Annotated in this window: 12 protein-coding genes; 8 read left to right on the top strand and 4 right to left on the bottom strand. The window is 72.6% G+C overall.

Annotation, left to right across the window (positions count from 1 at the left end; genetic code table 11):
- Positions 1-10: 10 nt before the first annotated feature.
- A complete protein-coding gene (locus tag AC3ANM_RS15680; RefSeq protein ID WP_488285348.1) occupies positions 11-1,357 on the top strand; it encodes a D-alanyl-D-alanine carboxypeptidase family protein in 1,347 nt (448 codons plus the stop codon).
- Positions 1,358-1,582: 225 nt separating this feature from the next.
- Here AC3ANM_RS15680 and AC3ANM_RS15675 read toward each other — a convergent pair whose 3' ends face one another.
- The 4 genes from AC3ANM_RS15675 to AC3ANM_RS15660 are packed head-to-tail and all read right to left on the bottom strand — an operon-like array spanning position 1,583 to position 6,489.
- Positions 1,583-2,605 (bottom strand): YihY/virulence factor BrkB family protein, encoded by a 1,023-nt coding sequence (locus AC3ANM_RS15675; protein WP_488285347.1) that lies wholly within the window; start codon positions 2,603-2,605, stop codon positions 1,583-1,585.
- Between the two features lie 11 nt (positions 2,606-2,616).
- Positions 2,617-3,162, bottom strand: a complete 546-nt coding sequence (locus AC3ANM_RS15670; RefSeq protein WP_488285346.1) for a 2'-5' RNA ligase family protein — start codon at positions 3,160-3,162, stop codon at positions 2,617-2,619.
- 8 nt (positions 3,163-3,170) lie between these two features.
- A complete protein-coding gene (gene trpS / locus AC3ANM_RS15665) occupies positions 3,171-4,202 on the bottom strand; it encodes a tryptophan--tRNA ligase (RefSeq protein ID WP_488285345.1) in 1,032 nt (343 codons plus the stop codon).
- A 13-nt stretch (positions 4,203-4,215) separates the two neighbouring features.
- On the bottom strand, positions 4,216-6,489 hold the full coding sequence (locus tag AC3ANM_RS15660; RefSeq protein ID WP_488285344.1) for an alpha-galactosidase: 2,274 nt from the start codon (positions 6,487-6,489) through the stop codon (positions 4,216-4,218).
- 291 nt (positions 6,490-6,780) lie between these two features.
- Here AC3ANM_RS15660 and AC3ANM_RS15655 point away from each other — a divergent pair, with 291 nt between their 5' ends.
- From AC3ANM_RS15655 to galK, 7 genes are all read left to right on the top strand, one after another.
- The gene (locus tag AC3ANM_RS15655; RefSeq protein ID WP_488285343.1) at positions 6,781-8,145 is read left to right on the top strand and encodes an ABC transporter substrate-binding protein; all 1,365 of its coding nucleotides are present in this window, start codon (positions 6,781-6,783) and stop codon (positions 8,143-8,145) included.
- A gap of 69 nt (positions 8,146-8,214) precedes the next feature.
- Positions 8,215-9,165 carry a carbohydrate ABC transporter permease gene (locus AC3ANM_RS15650; protein ID WP_488285342.1) on the top strand — a complete coding sequence of 317 codons (951 nt, stop codon included), beginning with the start codon at positions 8,215-8,217 and terminating at the stop codon, positions 9,163-9,165.
- Positions 9,162-10,067 (top strand): carbohydrate ABC transporter permease, encoded by a 906-nt coding sequence (locus AC3ANM_RS15645; protein WP_488285341.1) that lies wholly within the window; start codon positions 9,162-9,164, stop codon positions 10,065-10,067. The genes AC3ANM_RS15650 and AC3ANM_RS15645 overlap by 4 nt, the downstream gene beginning before the upstream one ends.
- Positions 10,064-12,100 carry a beta-galactosidase gene (locus AC3ANM_RS15640; RefSeq protein WP_488285340.1) on the top strand — a complete coding sequence of 679 codons (2,037 nt, stop codon included), beginning with the start codon at positions 10,064-10,066 and terminating at the stop codon, positions 12,098-12,100. Before AC3ANM_RS15645 ends, AC3ANM_RS15640 begins: the two co-directional genes overlap by 4 nt.
- On the top strand, positions 12,101-12,919 hold the full coding sequence (locus AC3ANM_RS15635; protein ID WP_488285339.1) for a DeoR/GlpR family DNA-binding transcription regulator: 819 nt from the start codon (positions 12,101-12,103) through the stop codon (positions 12,917-12,919).
- On the top strand, positions 12,916-14,058 hold the full coding sequence (gene galT / locus AC3ANM_RS15630; protein ID WP_488285338.1) for a galactose-1-phosphate uridylyltransferase: 1,143 nt from the start codon (positions 12,916-12,918) through the stop codon (positions 14,056-14,058). The genes AC3ANM_RS15635 and galT overlap by 4 nt, the downstream gene beginning before the upstream one ends.
- Positions 14,055-15,221, top strand: coding sequence for a galactokinase (gene galK, locus AC3ANM_RS15625; protein WP_488285337.1), 1,167 nt, complete (start codon positions 14,055-14,057; stop codon positions 15,219-15,221). The genes galT and galK overlap by 4 nt, the downstream gene beginning before the upstream one ends.
- Positions 15,222-15,241: the final 20 nt, after the last annotated feature.

Genomic DNA, 15,241 nt, shown 5'->3' with positions numbered 1-15,241 from the left:
TATGCCGTTGATGTCACCCCTGTTCCGCACCGGACGCGCCCTCGCCGCGAGCATCCTGCTCGCCGCGACGGGCGCGTCCGGCGTCTCCGCAGTCGGGTCCGCTGCCGCGGCCCCGGCTGCGCCCACGCCCTCCCCCACCATCACCGTCAGCGGGACGAACACCCCGCCGTCGGCGCCCGTCGGGGGTCCGGACCTGGCCCGGCGCGGAGTGATCGTCAACCGCCCCGCCGGCGTCCCGGCGCCCCCTGCGATGCCCGACGCGTCGTGGCTGCTGGCGGACATGACCACCGGTGAGGTGCTCGCAGCGAAGGCTCCGCACGCGCGGTTCCTGCCCGCCAGCACGCTGAAGACGCTCGCCGCCCTCGTGCTCATCCCCAAGGTCCGCCCCGAGACCATGGTGATGGCGACCAGGGACGACGCGAACGCCGACGGCACCCGCGTCGGCGTCATGCCGGGCACGGCCTACCGGGCCGGATCCCTCTTCCAGGCCATGCTCATGGCGTCGGCCAACGACGCGGTGTACGCCCTCGCCTCGGCCAACGGGGGTCGCCCGCGGACCGTGGCCGAGATGAACACGACCGCCCGGCACCTCGGAGCGCTGGACACCTTCGCCGTCGACCCGAGCGGCCTGGACGGGCCCGGGCAGACCAGCAGCGCCTACGACCTCGCGCTCATCGGCCGCGCCGCGATGCAGCTGCCCGAGTTCCGCGCCTACGTCGCGACCAAGCACGTGAAGTTCCCCGGTGGCAAGGACTCCCGCGGACGGCGGCTGCCGGCGTACGACATCCAGAGCCACGACCGGCTGCTCTACAACTACCCCGGCGCGATCGGCATCAAGAACGGCTACACGATCGCGGCCAAGCAGACCTTCATCGGGGCGGCGACGCGCGGCGGCCACACCTACCTGGTGACCCAGATGGGCGGCACGAACGGCAGCTGGCGGGTGACGGCCAAGCTGCTCGACTGGGCGTTCGCCCACGGCTCGCAGGTCGCCCCGGTGGGTCGGCTGGTGGCTCCCGGGGAGCTCGAGCAGAAGGCACCCCGGCAGGAACAGCGCGGCATACCGGCGGCGGCGGCCATGCTGGCCGCCTCACCCGGGGCGGCCGTCATCGGCACGCCGCCGGTGCGTCCGTGGGCCGGGGCGGTCGGCCTGCTCGGCGCCGTGGGACTCGTGGGTGCCCTGGGGGCGCGCTCGCTCCGCCGTCGCAGCCAGCCCGGTGGACCCAGTGGACTTGTCGGAGCCAGCCGGTCGAGCCGCTCCAGTCGCTCCAGTCGACACCGCGATCCGCAGCGGTCCGACCGGTCGGGGTCCAGCCGGCCCGGTCGGCCCACCAGGGCCAGCAGGCACCGGCGCTGAGCGCCTCGTCCTTCTGACGCAGGGGGTGGCCCCGAACGGGCCGGGATCTCGTCCTTTCGTCGGAGGCGCCGCGCCCGACCGGCCCGGCAGACTCGACACACGTCCTCGGACGTCCGGTGGCACGAGCCATCGGCCCAGTGACGGTGACGGCCCGGTCGGACCCCCTGCCCTCCGGGCCGTCACTTCTGTCCGGGGGGCGCACCACCGCCCGGTCGGCGCAGAGGTCTAGGACCGGACGAGGTCGCGCACGCCGCGCAGGCCACGCCCGGCCGCGCGCAGGGCCACCGCCCCGGTCAGCCCCAGCACGGCGCCAGCGGCCAGCGTGGTGCGGTCGGCCGCGCGGGTGCCGAACGTCGGCAGCGAAGGGTCACGCGGCGGCGGGCCGGACTGCGGCCCCACCGGCTCGGCAGCCGGTGTCAGCGGGCCCACGTCGTTGGCCGCCCACGCCGCGGCGATGAGGATGACCCGGGCGATGAGGTTCAGCCAGAACAGCATGCCGACGACGATCGCGATCGAGCCGTAGATCGGGTTGTGCGCGGCGCGGGCGAAGAGGAACGCCCCGAAGTACTTCATCAGCGTGAAGGCGACGCCGCCGACGAGGGCGCCGTTCCGCAGCCGGCGCCAGTCCACGTCGATGTCCGCCAGGACGCGGAAGAGCAGCAGCATCAGCAGCGCGTCGATCGCCGCGCTGACGACCAGCCCGGCCGAGGTGACCACCCACCCGGCGTTGCCGAGGCCGAGGTGCCCGGCGACCCAGGTCGCGGCCGCGCCGACGACCGCGGTGAGCACTGCGGTGAGGAAGACGGCCAGCCCCAGGGTCGCCAGCACGCCGAGGTCGCGCAGCTTGCTCGTGACCGCGTTGCCGACACCGCCGGTGACGCCGAAGACCGCCCGGATGCCCTCGCGCAGGGCGCCCAGCCAGCCCAGGCCGGCCAGCAGGAGGGTGACGAAGGCGATCACGCCGGTGATGGTCAGGGCGCCCGTGCCCGGTGGCGTGACCGAGATCGGCCGGTCGGGGTGCTGGGCGTCCTGGATGAAGCCCGGCAGCATGGTGCTCAGCGTCGAGGTCACGTGGTCGAGAAGGTCAGGGCGACCCCGCAGGACCGCCCCGAAGATGGTGAACGCCAGGGCGAGGGCCGGGAAGACCGACAGGAACGCGAAGTAGCCGACCCCGCCGGCGAGGATGTTGCCCCGCGCGTTGCTGTAGCGCTGCCAGGCCTTCCACCCCCGCGTGGCCTTGGCCCTCACCAGTAGCTGCTTCACGGCATACCCCCGTCGTCGACGTGCTCCACCTGCCCATCAAATCCGAAGGTGCGCACCGGTCGCCACACGAGGTCCTCCCCGTGCTCGTAGAGGTGGAAGCCCTCGACGGTGAACGTGCAGTGGAAGTCCGCGAGATCCGCGAAGGCGCGGTCCATCGCAGCGTCATCGACGTGGTGGGCCACGGTGACGTGCGGGTGGTAGTTGAACTGCAGCTCCCGGTGCAGCGGGCCGCTGCGCACGGCGCGCTCGAGCTGCTCGCACTCGGCGATGCCCTCGGCGACCTGGACGAACACCACCGGCGAGACCGGCCGGAAGGTGCCCGTGCCCCGCAGCATCATCGTGAACGGGTCGCGCAGGACCGCCACCTTGGCCAGGTGCTCCTCGATGACGTCGAGCTCGCCCGCCTCGACCTCGGTCGGCGGCAGCAGCGTCACGTGCGTGGGGATCGAGTCCGCCAACGGGTCACCGAACGATGCTCGAAGCCGCTGCAGCTCCTCGCCGTAGGGGGCGGGGATGGCGATCGAGACACCGATGGTGGGCACGGGAAGCCTCAGCGCTTCGTGGGCAGGAAGCCGACCCGGTCGTAGACGGTCGCCAAGGTGCTCCGGGCGACGTCACGGGCGCGCTCGGCACCCTCGGCCAGGATCCGGTCGAGCTCGGCGGTGTCGTCGAGGATCTCCAGGGTGCGCTCGCGGAACGGTGCCGCCACGTCGACCACGACGTCGGCGACCTCCTTCTTCAGGTCGCCGTAGCCCTTGCCCTCGAAGTCGGCCTCGAGCTCGCTGATGCTGCGCCCGGACAGGGCCGAGTGGATCCGCAGCAGGTTGGAGACGCCCGGCTTGGCCTCCTCGTCGAAGCGGACCTCGCGGCCGGTGTCGGTCACGGCCGATCGGATCCGCTTGGCGATGACCTTGGGGTCCTCGAGCATGTCGATGACGCCGGCCTGGCTGGCCGAGGACTTGCTCATCTTGGAGGTCGGGTCCTGCAGGTCCTGGATCTTGGCCGTGGCCTTGACGATGTGCGGCTCGGGCACGGTGAAGGTCTGGCCGTAGCGGCGGTTGAACCGCTGGGCCAGGTCACGGGTCAGCTCGAGGTGCTGGCGCTGGTCCTCGCCGACCGGGACCTGGTCGGCCGCATAGAGCAGGATGTCGGCGGCCATGAGGATCGGGTAGGTGAACAGCCCCACCGTCGTGCCTTCGGTGCCCTGCTTGCCGGACTTGTCCTTGAACTGCGTCATCCGGCTGGCCTCGCCGAAGCCGGTCATGCACGAGAGCACCCAGGCCAGCTCGGCGTGCTCGGACAGGTGGCTCTGGACGAAGACCGTCGAGCGGCTCGGGTCCACCCCGCCGGCGAGGTACTGCGCCGCGGTGCGCCGGGTGCGCTCGCGCAGCTTCTCCGGCTCGACCTCGACGGTGATCGCGTGCAGGTCCACGACGCAGTAGAACGCGTCGTGGGTGTCCTGCAGCCGGACCCACTGCACCAGCGCCCCGAGGTAGTTGCCCAGGTGCAGCGAGTCGTGCGTGGGCTGCATGCCGGACAGGATGCGGGGCAGGCGCGAGGGGGCGGCGTCGGGCGCGGGCATGCGGGCCATTGTGTCAGGTCAGGTGGAGCAGGAGTCCCTGGGCCGGGGCGAGCACGGGCATCGGCAGGCCGACCTCCGTCAACAGCGCGCCGCTGACCTCCACTCCCCCTGAGGTGGCCGCCGCCCACCATCCCGGAGCGGCAGCCTGCACCATGGCCGGGTCGCCCACCTCGGTGCGCACACGCACCCGGTATGCGCGGTCGGGGTCCAGGCCGGGCAGCGGCACCAGCCCGGGGGTCGCCGCGGCCGAGGTCTGCAGGCTCATCACCCAGAACGCCGCCTCGCCGCGGTCGGCGGCGACACTGCCCTGCACCATCAGTGCGTCGTCGGGCAGGTCGGCCCGGACGAGGTCGCCGCCGTGCACGAGGGGACGCAGCTCGCGGTAGAGCGCGGCCCACTGCGTCAGCGCCCGCCGCTCGGTCTCGTCGCAGGTCGTGATGTCCCACTCCAGGCCGGCATGGCCCTGCAGGGCGACCAGGGCGCGGAACGACAGGTCCAGGCTGCGGTGGGTCGTGTGGGCCTGCTCGGGGCCGATGTGGCTGCCCATCCGCTCCGGCGGCACGAGGAGCCCGGTCCAGCGCTGGATCCGCGCCCGTTCGAGGGCGTCGTTGCAGTCGCTGGTCCACACCCGGTCGGTCCGGTCCAGGACGCCGAGGTCCACCCGGGCGCCGCCGCTGGCGCACGACTCGATCTCCAGCGCCGGGTGGCGGCGGCGCAGCTCTTCCAGCACGGCGTAGAACGCCGTGGTCTGGACGTGCACGGCCGCGCGGTCGCCGATGCCGGAACGTCCGGGGCTGCGCACCGCTTCCATCAGGTCGCGGTTGTGGTCCCACTTGATGAAGTCGATGCCCACCTCGACCACGAGGGCACTGATCCGCTCCATGACCTGCCGGGCGGCCTCGGGGTTGGCCAGGTCGAGCGCCTGCTGGTGGCGCCACTCCCGCGGGTGCCCCGCGCGCGGGCCGAGCACCCAGTCGGGGTGCTCGCGCACGAGGTCGGAGTCGGCGTTGACCATCTCCGGCTCGAACCACAGCCCGAACTCCATGCCCAGTCCGTGCACGTGCTCCGCCAGCGGCCCCAGCCCGTCAGGCCAGACCTCCGGCGAGACCCACCAGTCGCCCAGGCCGGCCCGGTCGTGGCGCCGCCCCCCGAACCACCCGTCGTCGAGAACGAACCGCTCGACCCCGATCGCGGCCGCGGTGTCGGCCAGCTCCCGCAGGTGGTCCAGGTCGGTCTTGAAGTAGACCGCCTCCCACGTGTTCAGGACGAGCGGACGAGCGGTATGCCGGTGGGCCGGCTGCGCGCGCTGGCTGCGGTGCAGCCGCCGGCTGAGCCCGTCGAGGCCGTCGCGGGAGTGCACGAAGACCACGTCGGGGCTGCGGTAGGTCTCCCCCGGGGCCAGGCGCACCTCGCCGGGCTCGAGCAGCTCCCCGCCGCCGAGCACCGCCCGGTGCATGCCGGCGCCCTCGGGCAGCCGTTCGACGAGGTGCTCATGGTTGCCGCTCCAGGCGACGTGGGCGGCCCAGACCTCGCCGTGGCGGAAGCCGAAGCCGGGTGTGCCGACCGTGAGCAGCAGGGTCGCGTCGTGGCCGGTGCGGCCGCGGCGGCTCGCCCGCAGGTGCGTGCCGTCGGCCAGCGCCGCCCGCTGCGGCGAGCGCTCCCGGCACCAGCGGCCGGTCAGGTCGAGCACCTCGCCGGCCCGGGACGGCAGCGGCAGCAGGACCCGCAGGGCACCGACGTCCAGGACGGTGGCGGACTCCGCGCTGTCGGGGTCGGCGCTGTCGGGGTCCGCCATGTCGGGGTCCGCCATGTTGGTCACCGCCGTGTTGGTCACCGCCGTGTTGGTCACCGCCGTGTTGGTCACCGCCGTGTTGGTCACCGCCGAGGACACCCGCAGGACGCCGTGCTCGTCGAGTCGGTAGCGCGTGCTCACGTGCAGGCCGGAGGCGGTGTCGACGCCCTCGACGGTGAGCTCGCCGGGGGCCTGCGTGACCGCGGCCGACCACCGCGGGGCGGCGCCCCCGCCGGCGCGGTGGGCCGCGAGCGCCGGCGTCCCCAGCCAGCCGTCGGCCGGGGACGGCAGCGTGGTCAGCGACCACGGCTCGTCGAGGGCACTGAACGGGACGGGCCCGGTCGCCACGAGCGGCAGCTGGGACAGGGCCTCCTCCGGCAGGTCCGCCCCCCAGTGGAGGAGGCACGGCATACCGGCGTCGGACGACAGGAGCACCAGGGCGGTGCCGGCCGCGCGCAGGACGTGCAGGTCCGGGCTCCCCACGTGGTCACTCATCGCGCCACGCTCGCGCTGCGGGGGCGGGTCCGGAGGCTGCGGCGGGACGCTCGGGGTGGGCGCATGGGCGTCAGTGTGGCAGGCGGTCGCGGCCGCCGGACGGCTCCCCCGGACCCGGGAGCGGCCAGGGGCGGAGGCCACTGATTGGTAGTATTAGTTCAGATATGTAAACTTTAGATGAAAGAATCTGTTGACTTTTGTTAAGGGCGCTTCCAAGATGCTCGACATAGCGCGCCAGATCGGCGCCCACGCCGGCCCCCCGGCGTCCGTCTCCTGCATGAGGTGCCCATGATGTCCACGGATCGTCCGGGTCGAGGTCGCCGGCGCGCGCTGGCGCTGCTGCTGGCCCTGCCGCTCGCCGCCACCGCCGCCTGCTCGAGCTCCAGCTCGGCGTCGAGCTCGGGATCGGGCGGCGACAGCTCCGCCGCCACGGCCAGCTGCAAGCCCAGCTCCGGCAAGGTGACGCTGCAGTTCTGGACCTGGGTGCCCGGCATGCAGCAGGTCGTCGCCAAGTGGAACGCGGCCAACCCCAACATCCAGGTGCAGGTCAAGGAGACCCCGGCGGGCAACGCCGGCACGTACCAGAACATGTTCAACGCCCTCAAGGCCAACACCGCGCCCGACCTCGGGCAGGTGGAGTACGACTCCCTCGCGAGCTTCCGGCTGCAGAAGGGCCTGAAGGACATCAGCGGGTGCGCCGGCGTCACCGACGCCAAGGCGCAGTTCCCCGACTGGACCTGGTCGCAGGTCCAGATGGGCGGCCCCGGCGTCTACGCCATCCCCCAGGACATCGGCCCGATGGCGCTGTTCTACCGCAAGGACATCTTCGACAAGGCCGGCCTGAAGCCGCCGGCCACGTGGGACGAGTACGCCAAGGACGCGCAGGTCCTCAAGGCCAAGGGCGTCTACATCACCCACTTCCCCCAGCAGGACGCCAACTGGTTCGACGGCCTGCTGTGGCAGTCCGGCTCGAAGATCTTCGACATCTCCGGCAGCACGGTGAAGGTCTCCCTCGACGGCGCCGACTCCACCAAGGTGGCCGACTACTGGCAGAAGCTGATCGACAACAAGCTCGTCGCCACGAACCTGCAGGGCTTCTCCCCCGACCTGTACAAGGCCTGGGACACCGGCAAGGTCGCGACCTGGGTCTCGGCGGCGTGGGGCTACTCCACCATCCGGGACAACGCCAAGGACACCGCCGGCAAGTGGGCCGTGGCTCCCATGCCGCAGTGGCAGGCCGGCGGCAACGCGGCCGGCAACTGGGGCGGCTCGACGTCCGCGGTCTTCAGCCAGAGCAAGCACCCCGCGGAGGCGGCCAAGTTCGCCCTGTGGCTGAACACCAACCCGGAGGCGCTCGCGCTCGAGAACTCCCAGGGTGGCCTCTACCCCGCAGCCAAGGCCGGTGCGAACCTGCCGGCCCTGACGCAGGGCGTGCCCTTCTACGGTGGGCAGAAGGTGTTCGACGTGTTCAAGCAGGCCTCCGGGCAGGTCGACACCAACTTCCAGTGGGGCCCGGTGATGACCGACACCAACCGGTTCCTCAGCGACGGGTTCACCAAGGCCCTCAACGGCCAGGGCACCCTGGGCGAGGCGTTGAAGTCGGCCCAGACGCAGACCGTGTCCTCCCTGAAGTCGCAGGGCATCTCGGTCGGATGACCTGACCGGCGCGGGGGTGGTGCGCCACCCCCGCGCCGCTGGTCCCGCACCGCGACCCATGGAGCAACCATGACCGCCACGAACGCCGCAGCCCCGCCGGCACCGCCGGCCCCGGCTGGACCGCAGTCGACCACCGCGCGCCCCCGGCGGCGCAACCGGGCCTGGGTCGCCTTCGTCCTGCCCTTCACGATCCCCTTCATCCTCTTCTACGTGGTGCCGATCGGGTACGCGATCTGGCAGAGCCTCTTCAAGACCGAGCGCACCGGCGGCCTCTTCGGGGAGTCCCACCAGGTGTTCGCCGGCCTGCAGCAGTACGCCAACGTGCTCAGCGACGACACGTTCCGCCAGGGCGTCCTGCGGGTGCTGGTGTTCGGCATCGTGCAGGTCCCGGTGATGCTGCTGCTGGCCCTGCTCATCGCCCTGGTCCTCGACTCGGCCGTCGCCCGGCTGCGCCGGTTCTTCCGGATCGCGTTCTTCGTGCCCTACGGCATCCCGGGCGTCATCGCGGCCCTGATGTGGGCCTTCCTCTACAGCCCGCAGCTGTCGCCGATCGTGGACCTGCTGAACAAGGTCGGCACGGCCCCGGACTTCCTCGGCTCGAACCTGATCCTGTGGTCGATCGCCAACGTGGTGACCTGGACCTACACCGGCTACAACATGCTCATCATCTTCTCGGCCCTGCAGGCCCTGCCCCAGGAGGTCTACGAGGCCGCCCGGGTCGACGGCGCCGGAGCGCTGCGCACGGCTTGGAGCATCAAGATCCCGCTGGTGCGCCCGGCGCTGGTGCTGACGGCGGTCTTCTCGATCATCGGCACCCTGCAGCTGTTCACCGAGCCCGTGGTCTTCCAGGCCATCTCGACCAACGTCACGAGCGGCTACACCCCCAACATGCAGGCGTACGCCGTGGCCGCGGCCAACAACTACCCGTTCTCGGCCGCCCTGTCGGTCATGCTGGCGCTCGCCACCTTCGTCCTGTCCTTCGGCTTCCTTCGCCTGACCCAGAGGAGGGCCGCGGCATGAGCGCGCCCACGATCGAGCGCACCGCCCGGGCCACGACCAACCCGAACAGCGGACGTGGCCCCCGCGAGGTCAGCCGCGTCAGCGTCGCGGTGGCGGTGGTCTTCCTCGTCGGCCTCGCCGTCTACTTCCTGCTCCCGGTCTACTGGCTGGTCGTCAACTCCACCAAGACCCAGGGCGACCTGGTCAGCAGCAACGGCTTCTGGTTCGCCCACTTCGCCTTCATCGACAACCTCAAGCACCTCTTCTCCCGCGACGGAGGGGTCTTCCTGAGGTGGGCCCTGAACTCCCTGCTGTATGCCGGGTTCGGCGCCGCGGTGGGCACCCTCCTTGCCACCATGGCCGGCTACGGCCTCGCGAAGTACACGTTCCGCGGCCGCGAGGCGCTCTTCTCGGTGATCCTCGGCGGGGTGCTCGTCCCGGCGACGGCGCTGGCGCTGCCGCTGTTCCTGCTCTTCGCCCAGGTCCACCAGACGAACACCTTCTGGTCGGTCTTCCTGCCCAGCATCGTGAGCCCGTTCGGGGTCTACCTGTCGCGGATCTTCGCGGCCGCCAGCGTGCCGGACGAGGTCGTCGAGGCCGCACGGATCGACGGCGCCGGGGAGCTGCGGATCTTCTTCACCATCGCCAGCCGCCTCATGGCGCCGGCCATGGTGACGATCTTCCTGTTCCAGTTCGTGGCGATCTGGAACAACTTCCTGCTCCCCCGCGTGATGCTCTCCGACCAGCAGCTCTACCCGTTGACGTTCGGGCTCTACTCCTGGCAGACGCAGGTCTCCCGCGACCCTGCACTGGAGACCCTGGTCATCGTCGGGTCCCTGGTCTCGGTGGTCCCGCTGATCATCGTGTTCCTGTCGCTGCAGCGGTTCTGGCAGTCGGGACTGTCCGCGGGGTCCATCAAGTGATCGATGAGGTGAGGACGACGACGGCACCGACCGACTGGTCCGCCCTGCGTGGCGGGACCGCGCGCCTGGGCCTGGGCTGTGACTACAACCCCGAGCAGTGGCCGCGGGAGGTGTGGCGTGAGGACGTCCGCCTCATGCAGGAGGCCGGCCTGACCTTCGTCACCCTCGGGGTGTTCTCGTGGTCCCTGCTCGAGCCGGAGCCGGGGCGCCACGACTTCGGCTGGCTGGACGAGGTGGTCGACCTCCTGGCCGGTGCCGGGATCGCGATCGACATGGCGACCGCCACGGCCTCGCCGCCGCCCTGGCTGTCGGCCATGCACCCCGAGACGCTCCCGGTCGACCGCGAGGGGCGACGCCTGTGGCCCGGAGGCCGCCAGGCGTGGTGCCCCAGCTCCACGGTGTTCCGTGACCGCGCCACCGCCCTGACCGCGGCGATGGCCGAGCGCTACGGCAGCCACGAGGCCCTCGCCCTGTGGCACGTCTCCAACGAGTACGGCTGCCACAACGTCCCCTGCTACTGCGACACCTGCGCGGCCGCGTTCCGGCAGTGGCTGGAGCAGCGCTACCACGACGTCCCCACGCTCAACGACGCGTGGGGCACCGCCTTCTGGAGCCAGCGCTACACCGGCTTCGAGCAGGTGCTCCCACCGCGGCTGGCGCCGACCCCGAGCAACCCCACCCAGGTGCTCGACTACGCGCGGTTCAGCTCCGACGCCCTGCTGGAGCAGTTCCTCGCCGAGAAGCAGGTGCTGCGCGAGATCACCCCGCACGTGCCGGTGACCACGAACTTCATGACCCTGAGCCACTTCCGGCACCTGGACTACACGCGGTGGGCGCGCCACCAGGACGTGGTCAGCACCGACCACTACCTGGTCGCGACCCAGCCGGCGGCAGAGGCCGAGCTGTCCTTCAGCGGCGACCTGACCCGCGGCCTGGCCGACGGGCGGCCGTGGCTGCTCATGGAGCATGCCACCGCGGCGGTCAACTGGCAGCCGGTGAACCCCGCCAAGCCCCGCGGGCAGCTGCTGCGCAACGCCGTGGAGCACGTCGCCCACGGCGCCGACGGCATCGGCTTCTTCCAGTGGCGGGCCTCGAGGGCCGGCACCGAGAAGTACCACTCGGGTCTGGTGCCGCACGCCGGCACCGACAGCAGGCTCTGGCGCGACGTCGTGCACCTCGGGGACGTCCTCGGCCGCCTCGGCGAGGTCGCCGGGAGCCGGGTCGAGGCCCGGGCCGCGGTGCTGTGGGACTACGAGTCCGGCTGGGCCACCGACCAGCCCTCCCACCCCAGCGAGCTGGTGCGCTACGGCGAGGACGCCCACGCCGTGCACGCCGCGCTGCTCCACCGCGGGGTCGCGGCCGACGTGGTCCACCCCGGCGCCGACCTGAGCTGCTACCAGCTCATCGTGGTGCCCACGGTCTACCTGTGGCGCGAGGAGTGGACCGGTCCGTTGCAGCGGGCCGTGGAGGCAGGGGCCCGGGTGCTGGTGACCTTCTACTCCGGGATCGTGGACGAGAACGACCACGTCCGGCTCGGGGGCTACCCCGGCGCGCTCCGCCCGCTGCTCGGCATACGGTCCGACGAGCTGTGGCCGCTGATGCCCGGGGAGGCGAGCACGCTGGACAACGGCTTCACCGGGTCGGTGTGGGCCGAGCAACTGCGGCTGGAGGGGGCCGAGCCCCGCGCCTGCCACACCGCCGGCGACCTCGCCGGGGTGCCCGCGATCACGCGGCACGCGGTCGGGCGAGGGGCCGCGTGGTACCTCGCGACCCGGCTGGGCCCGGAGGACCTGGACGACCTGGTCGCGCAGGTGCTGACCGACGCCGGCGTGCAGGCACCGGTCCCGGCTCCCCCGGGCGTGGAGCAGGTCCGACGTGTCGGCGACGGCGCGTCATACCTTTTCCTCATCAACCACGGCGACGACCCGGTGTCGGTGCCGGTCACCGGCCACGACCTCGTGAGCGCCACCCACGCCGACGGGCGGCTGGAGCTGGCCGCCGGGGGCGTCGCCGTCATCAAGGAGGGCAGCTGAGTGCTGGCACACCAGCGGCAGGACCGCATCCTGGAGGAGGTCCGCGCGCACGGCGGGGTCCGGATCAGCGACCTCGTGGACCTGCTCGAGGTCTCGGACATGACGGTCCGGCGGGACATCGAGCAGCTGTCGGCGCGCGGCCTGGTCGAGCGGGTCCACGGCGGCGCGGCGGCGGTCGGCGGCCGCAGCAGCGAGGAGCCCGGCTTCGCCGCCAAGTCCGCCCTGGCCCAGCAGCAGAAGCAGGCGATCGCCCGCGCCGCCGCCCGGCTGATCTCCCCCGGGGAGACGGTGGCGATGTCGGCGGGCACCACGACCCTCGCCGTGGCCCAGGAGCTGCTGCCCGTCGCCGACCTGACGGTGGTGACCAACTCCCCACCGGTGGCCGACCTTATGCACGACCCGAGCCGTCCCGACCGCACGGTCATCCTCGTCGGCGGCATCCGGACGCCGTCCAACGCCCTGGTCGGCCCGGTCGCCGTGGCCGCGCTGCGCACGCTCCACGTCGACACCCTCATCCTGGGCATCCACGGCATGACCGAGCGCGCCGGCCTGACCACCCCCAACCTCGTCGAGGGCGAGACCGACCGCGCCCTGGTCGGTGCGGCCCGACGGGTGATGGTCGTGGCCGACCACACCAAGTGGGGGGTCGTCGGCCTCTCCACGATCGCCGAGCTCGCCGACGTCGACGTCCTGGTCAGCGACGCCGGCCTGTCGCCGACGGCCCGCGAGGGCCTGTCGGCGGTCGTCGGCGCCCTGGTCATCGCCGACGACGAGACCGCCCACGAGCCGACCACCCACGAGCACGGAGGACCTGCGTGACCCACCCCGAGGTGCGCCGCACCAAGGACACCCTGGCGGACGGCCGCGAGCTGTTCTACTTCGACGACAGCGAGCCGTTCGTCTCCGGCGACGCCACCCGGGTCACCCCGGACAAGCGTCCCCTGGGACCGGCCGCAACCGGTGGTGAGCGCCGCTACGACCCGCTGACCGGCAGCTGGGTCGCCATCGCCGCCCATCGCATGGACCGCACGTTCCTGCCTCCGGCCGACGAGTGCCCGCTGTGCCCCACCGGGCAGGGCACGGTGCCCTCGGAGGTGCCGGCGTCGGACTACGACGTCGTCGTGTTCGAGAACCGCTTCCCCTCCTTCAGCCAGCACCCGGACCCCGACGCCGCACGCGGCTTCGTCGACGGCAACCCGCTGTGGCCGGTCGCGCCCGCCGACGGCCGGTGCGAGGTGGTCTGCTTCACCAGCCGGCACGACGGCACCTTCGCCGAGCTGAGCCCCGAGCGGGCCCGCACCGTCGTCGAGGCGTGGGCCGACCGCACGGCCGAGCTCGGCGCCGCGCCGGGGGTCGAGCAGGTCTTCGTGTTCGAGAACCGCGGCAAGGAGATCGGGGTGACCCTTGGCCACCCGCACGGCCAGATCTACGCCTACCCCTTCGTCACCCCCCGCACCACCCGGCTGCTCCAGCTGGCCCGGGAGCACCGCCAGCGCACCGGCGGCGACCTGATCGGCGACGTCCTGGCCGCCGAGCAGGACTCCGGGCGCCGCGTCGTCATCGCGGGCGAGCACTGGACCGCCTACGTCCCCGCGGCCGCCCGCTGGCCCGTCGAGGTGCACCTCACCCCGCACCGGTCCGTGCCCGACCTGGCCGCCCTGGACCCGGCCGAGAAGGACGAGCTGGCCCACGTCTACCTGGAGCTGCTGCGCCGGCTCGACCGCTTCCACGAGGACGGCGACGGCCGCCCGGTGCGGCTTCCCTACATCGCCGGCTGGCACCAGGCGCCGGTGCGCGGCACCCGTGACCTGACCCGCCTGCACCTGCAGGTCACCTCCGTGCTGCGGGCGCCCGGCAAGCTGAAGTACCTCGCCGGGTCCGAGAGCGGCATGGACGCCTTCATCAACGACACCACCCCCGAGGCGATCGCCGACCGGCTGCGAGAGGTGGCCTCGTGAGCCCGCGCTCGCGGGTCGCAGCAGCCTTCACCCGGCAGTGGGGGTTGACCCCGGACGGCGTCTGGTCCGCACCCGGCCGGGTCAACCTCATCGGCGAGCACACCGACTACAACGCCGGCCTGTGCCTGCCGATCGCCCTGCCGCAACGCACGTATGTCGCGGCTCGCCGCCGCCTCGACCGGCGCCTGCGGCTGTGGTCGAGCCAGGCGGACGGGCCGGTGGAGGTCCAGCTCGGCGACGTCCGCCCCGGCCACCCGGGTGGGTGGGCCTCCTACGTGGCGGGCGTCCTGTGGGCCCTGGAGGTGGTCGGGCACCGGGTCGGCGGCCTGGACCTGGTGGTCGACAGCGACGTGCCGGTGGGCGCCGGGCTGTCCAGCTCCGCCGCCCTGGAGTGCGCGGTGGCCTCGGCGGTCTCCGACCTCTACGAGCTGGACCTGACCGGCGACGACGGCGGCCGCTCCGCGCTGGCCGCGGTCTGCGTCAACGCCGAGAACACCATCGCCCAGGCACCCACCGGCGGCATGGACCAGTCGGCCGCGATGCGCTGCCGCCCCGGACACGCGCTGCTGCTGGACTGCCGTGACGGGTCGGTGGAGCACGTGCCGTTCGAGCCGGAGGCCCGCGGGCTCGCGCTGCTCGTCGTCGACACCCGGGCCGAGCACTCGCTCGTGGACGGCCAGTACGCCGAGCGCCGGGCCAGCTGCGAGCAGGCGGCCAAGGAGCTGGGGGTGGCCACGCTGCGCGAGGTGCCCGCCGACGGGCTCGAGGAGACCCTGGCCGCCATCGCGGACCCGCTCGTGCGGGCCCGCGCCCGGCACGTCGTCACCGAGATCGCCCGCGTGGAGCAGGTGGCCGACGCCCTGCGCCGCTGGAAGGTCCGCGAGCTCGGCCCGCTGTTCGACGCCTCGCACGCCTCGATGCGCGACGACTTCGAGATCTCCTGCCCCGAGCTGGACCTGGTCGTCGAGACCGCCCGGGCCCACGGCGCCCTCGGTGCCCGCATGACCGGCGGCGGCTTCGGCGGCTCGGCGATCGCCCTCGTGCCGTGGGGCGACGAGGACGAGATCGGCGAGGCGGTGGTCGAGGCGTTCGAGGCGCGCGGCTTCCGGCCGCCGAGCTACTTCGCCGTCGACGCCAGCGCGCCGGCCGGCCGGGACGACTGACACAGGGTGGCCGGACCGCC

The organism is Oryzihumus sp. JJN4-3R (assembly GCF_057747915.1).
This window is presented reverse-complemented; position numbering and strand designations above follow the sequence as displayed.

What these genes read in the sequence shown, in the direction of transcription:
- AC3ANM_RS15680 (WP_488285348.1), top strand. Translation starts at nt 11, where the DNA reads ATGTCACCCCTGTTCCGCACCGGACGCGCCCTCGCCGCGAGCATCCTG.
- trpS (WP_488285345.1), bottom strand. Translation starts at nt 4,202, where the DNA reads ATGCCCGCGCCCGACGCCGCCCCCTCGCGCCTGCCCCGCATCCTGTCC.
- AC3ANM_RS15660 (WP_488285344.1), bottom strand. Translation starts at nt 6,489, where the DNA reads ATGAGTGACCACGTGGGGAGCCCGGACCTGCACGTCCTGCGCGCGGCC.
- AC3ANM_RS15655 (WP_488285343.1), top strand. Translation starts at nt 6,781, where the DNA reads ATGTCCACGGATCGTCCGGGTCGAGGTCGCCGGCGCGCGCTGGCGCTG.
- AC3ANM_RS15650 (WP_488285342.1), top strand. Translation starts at nt 8,215, where the DNA reads ATGACCGCCACGAACGCCGCAGCCCCGCCGGCACCGCCGGCCCCGGCT.
- AC3ANM_RS15645 (WP_488285341.1), top strand. Translation starts at nt 9,162, where the DNA reads ATGAGCGCGCCCACGATCGAGCGCACCGCCCGGGCCACGACCAACCCG.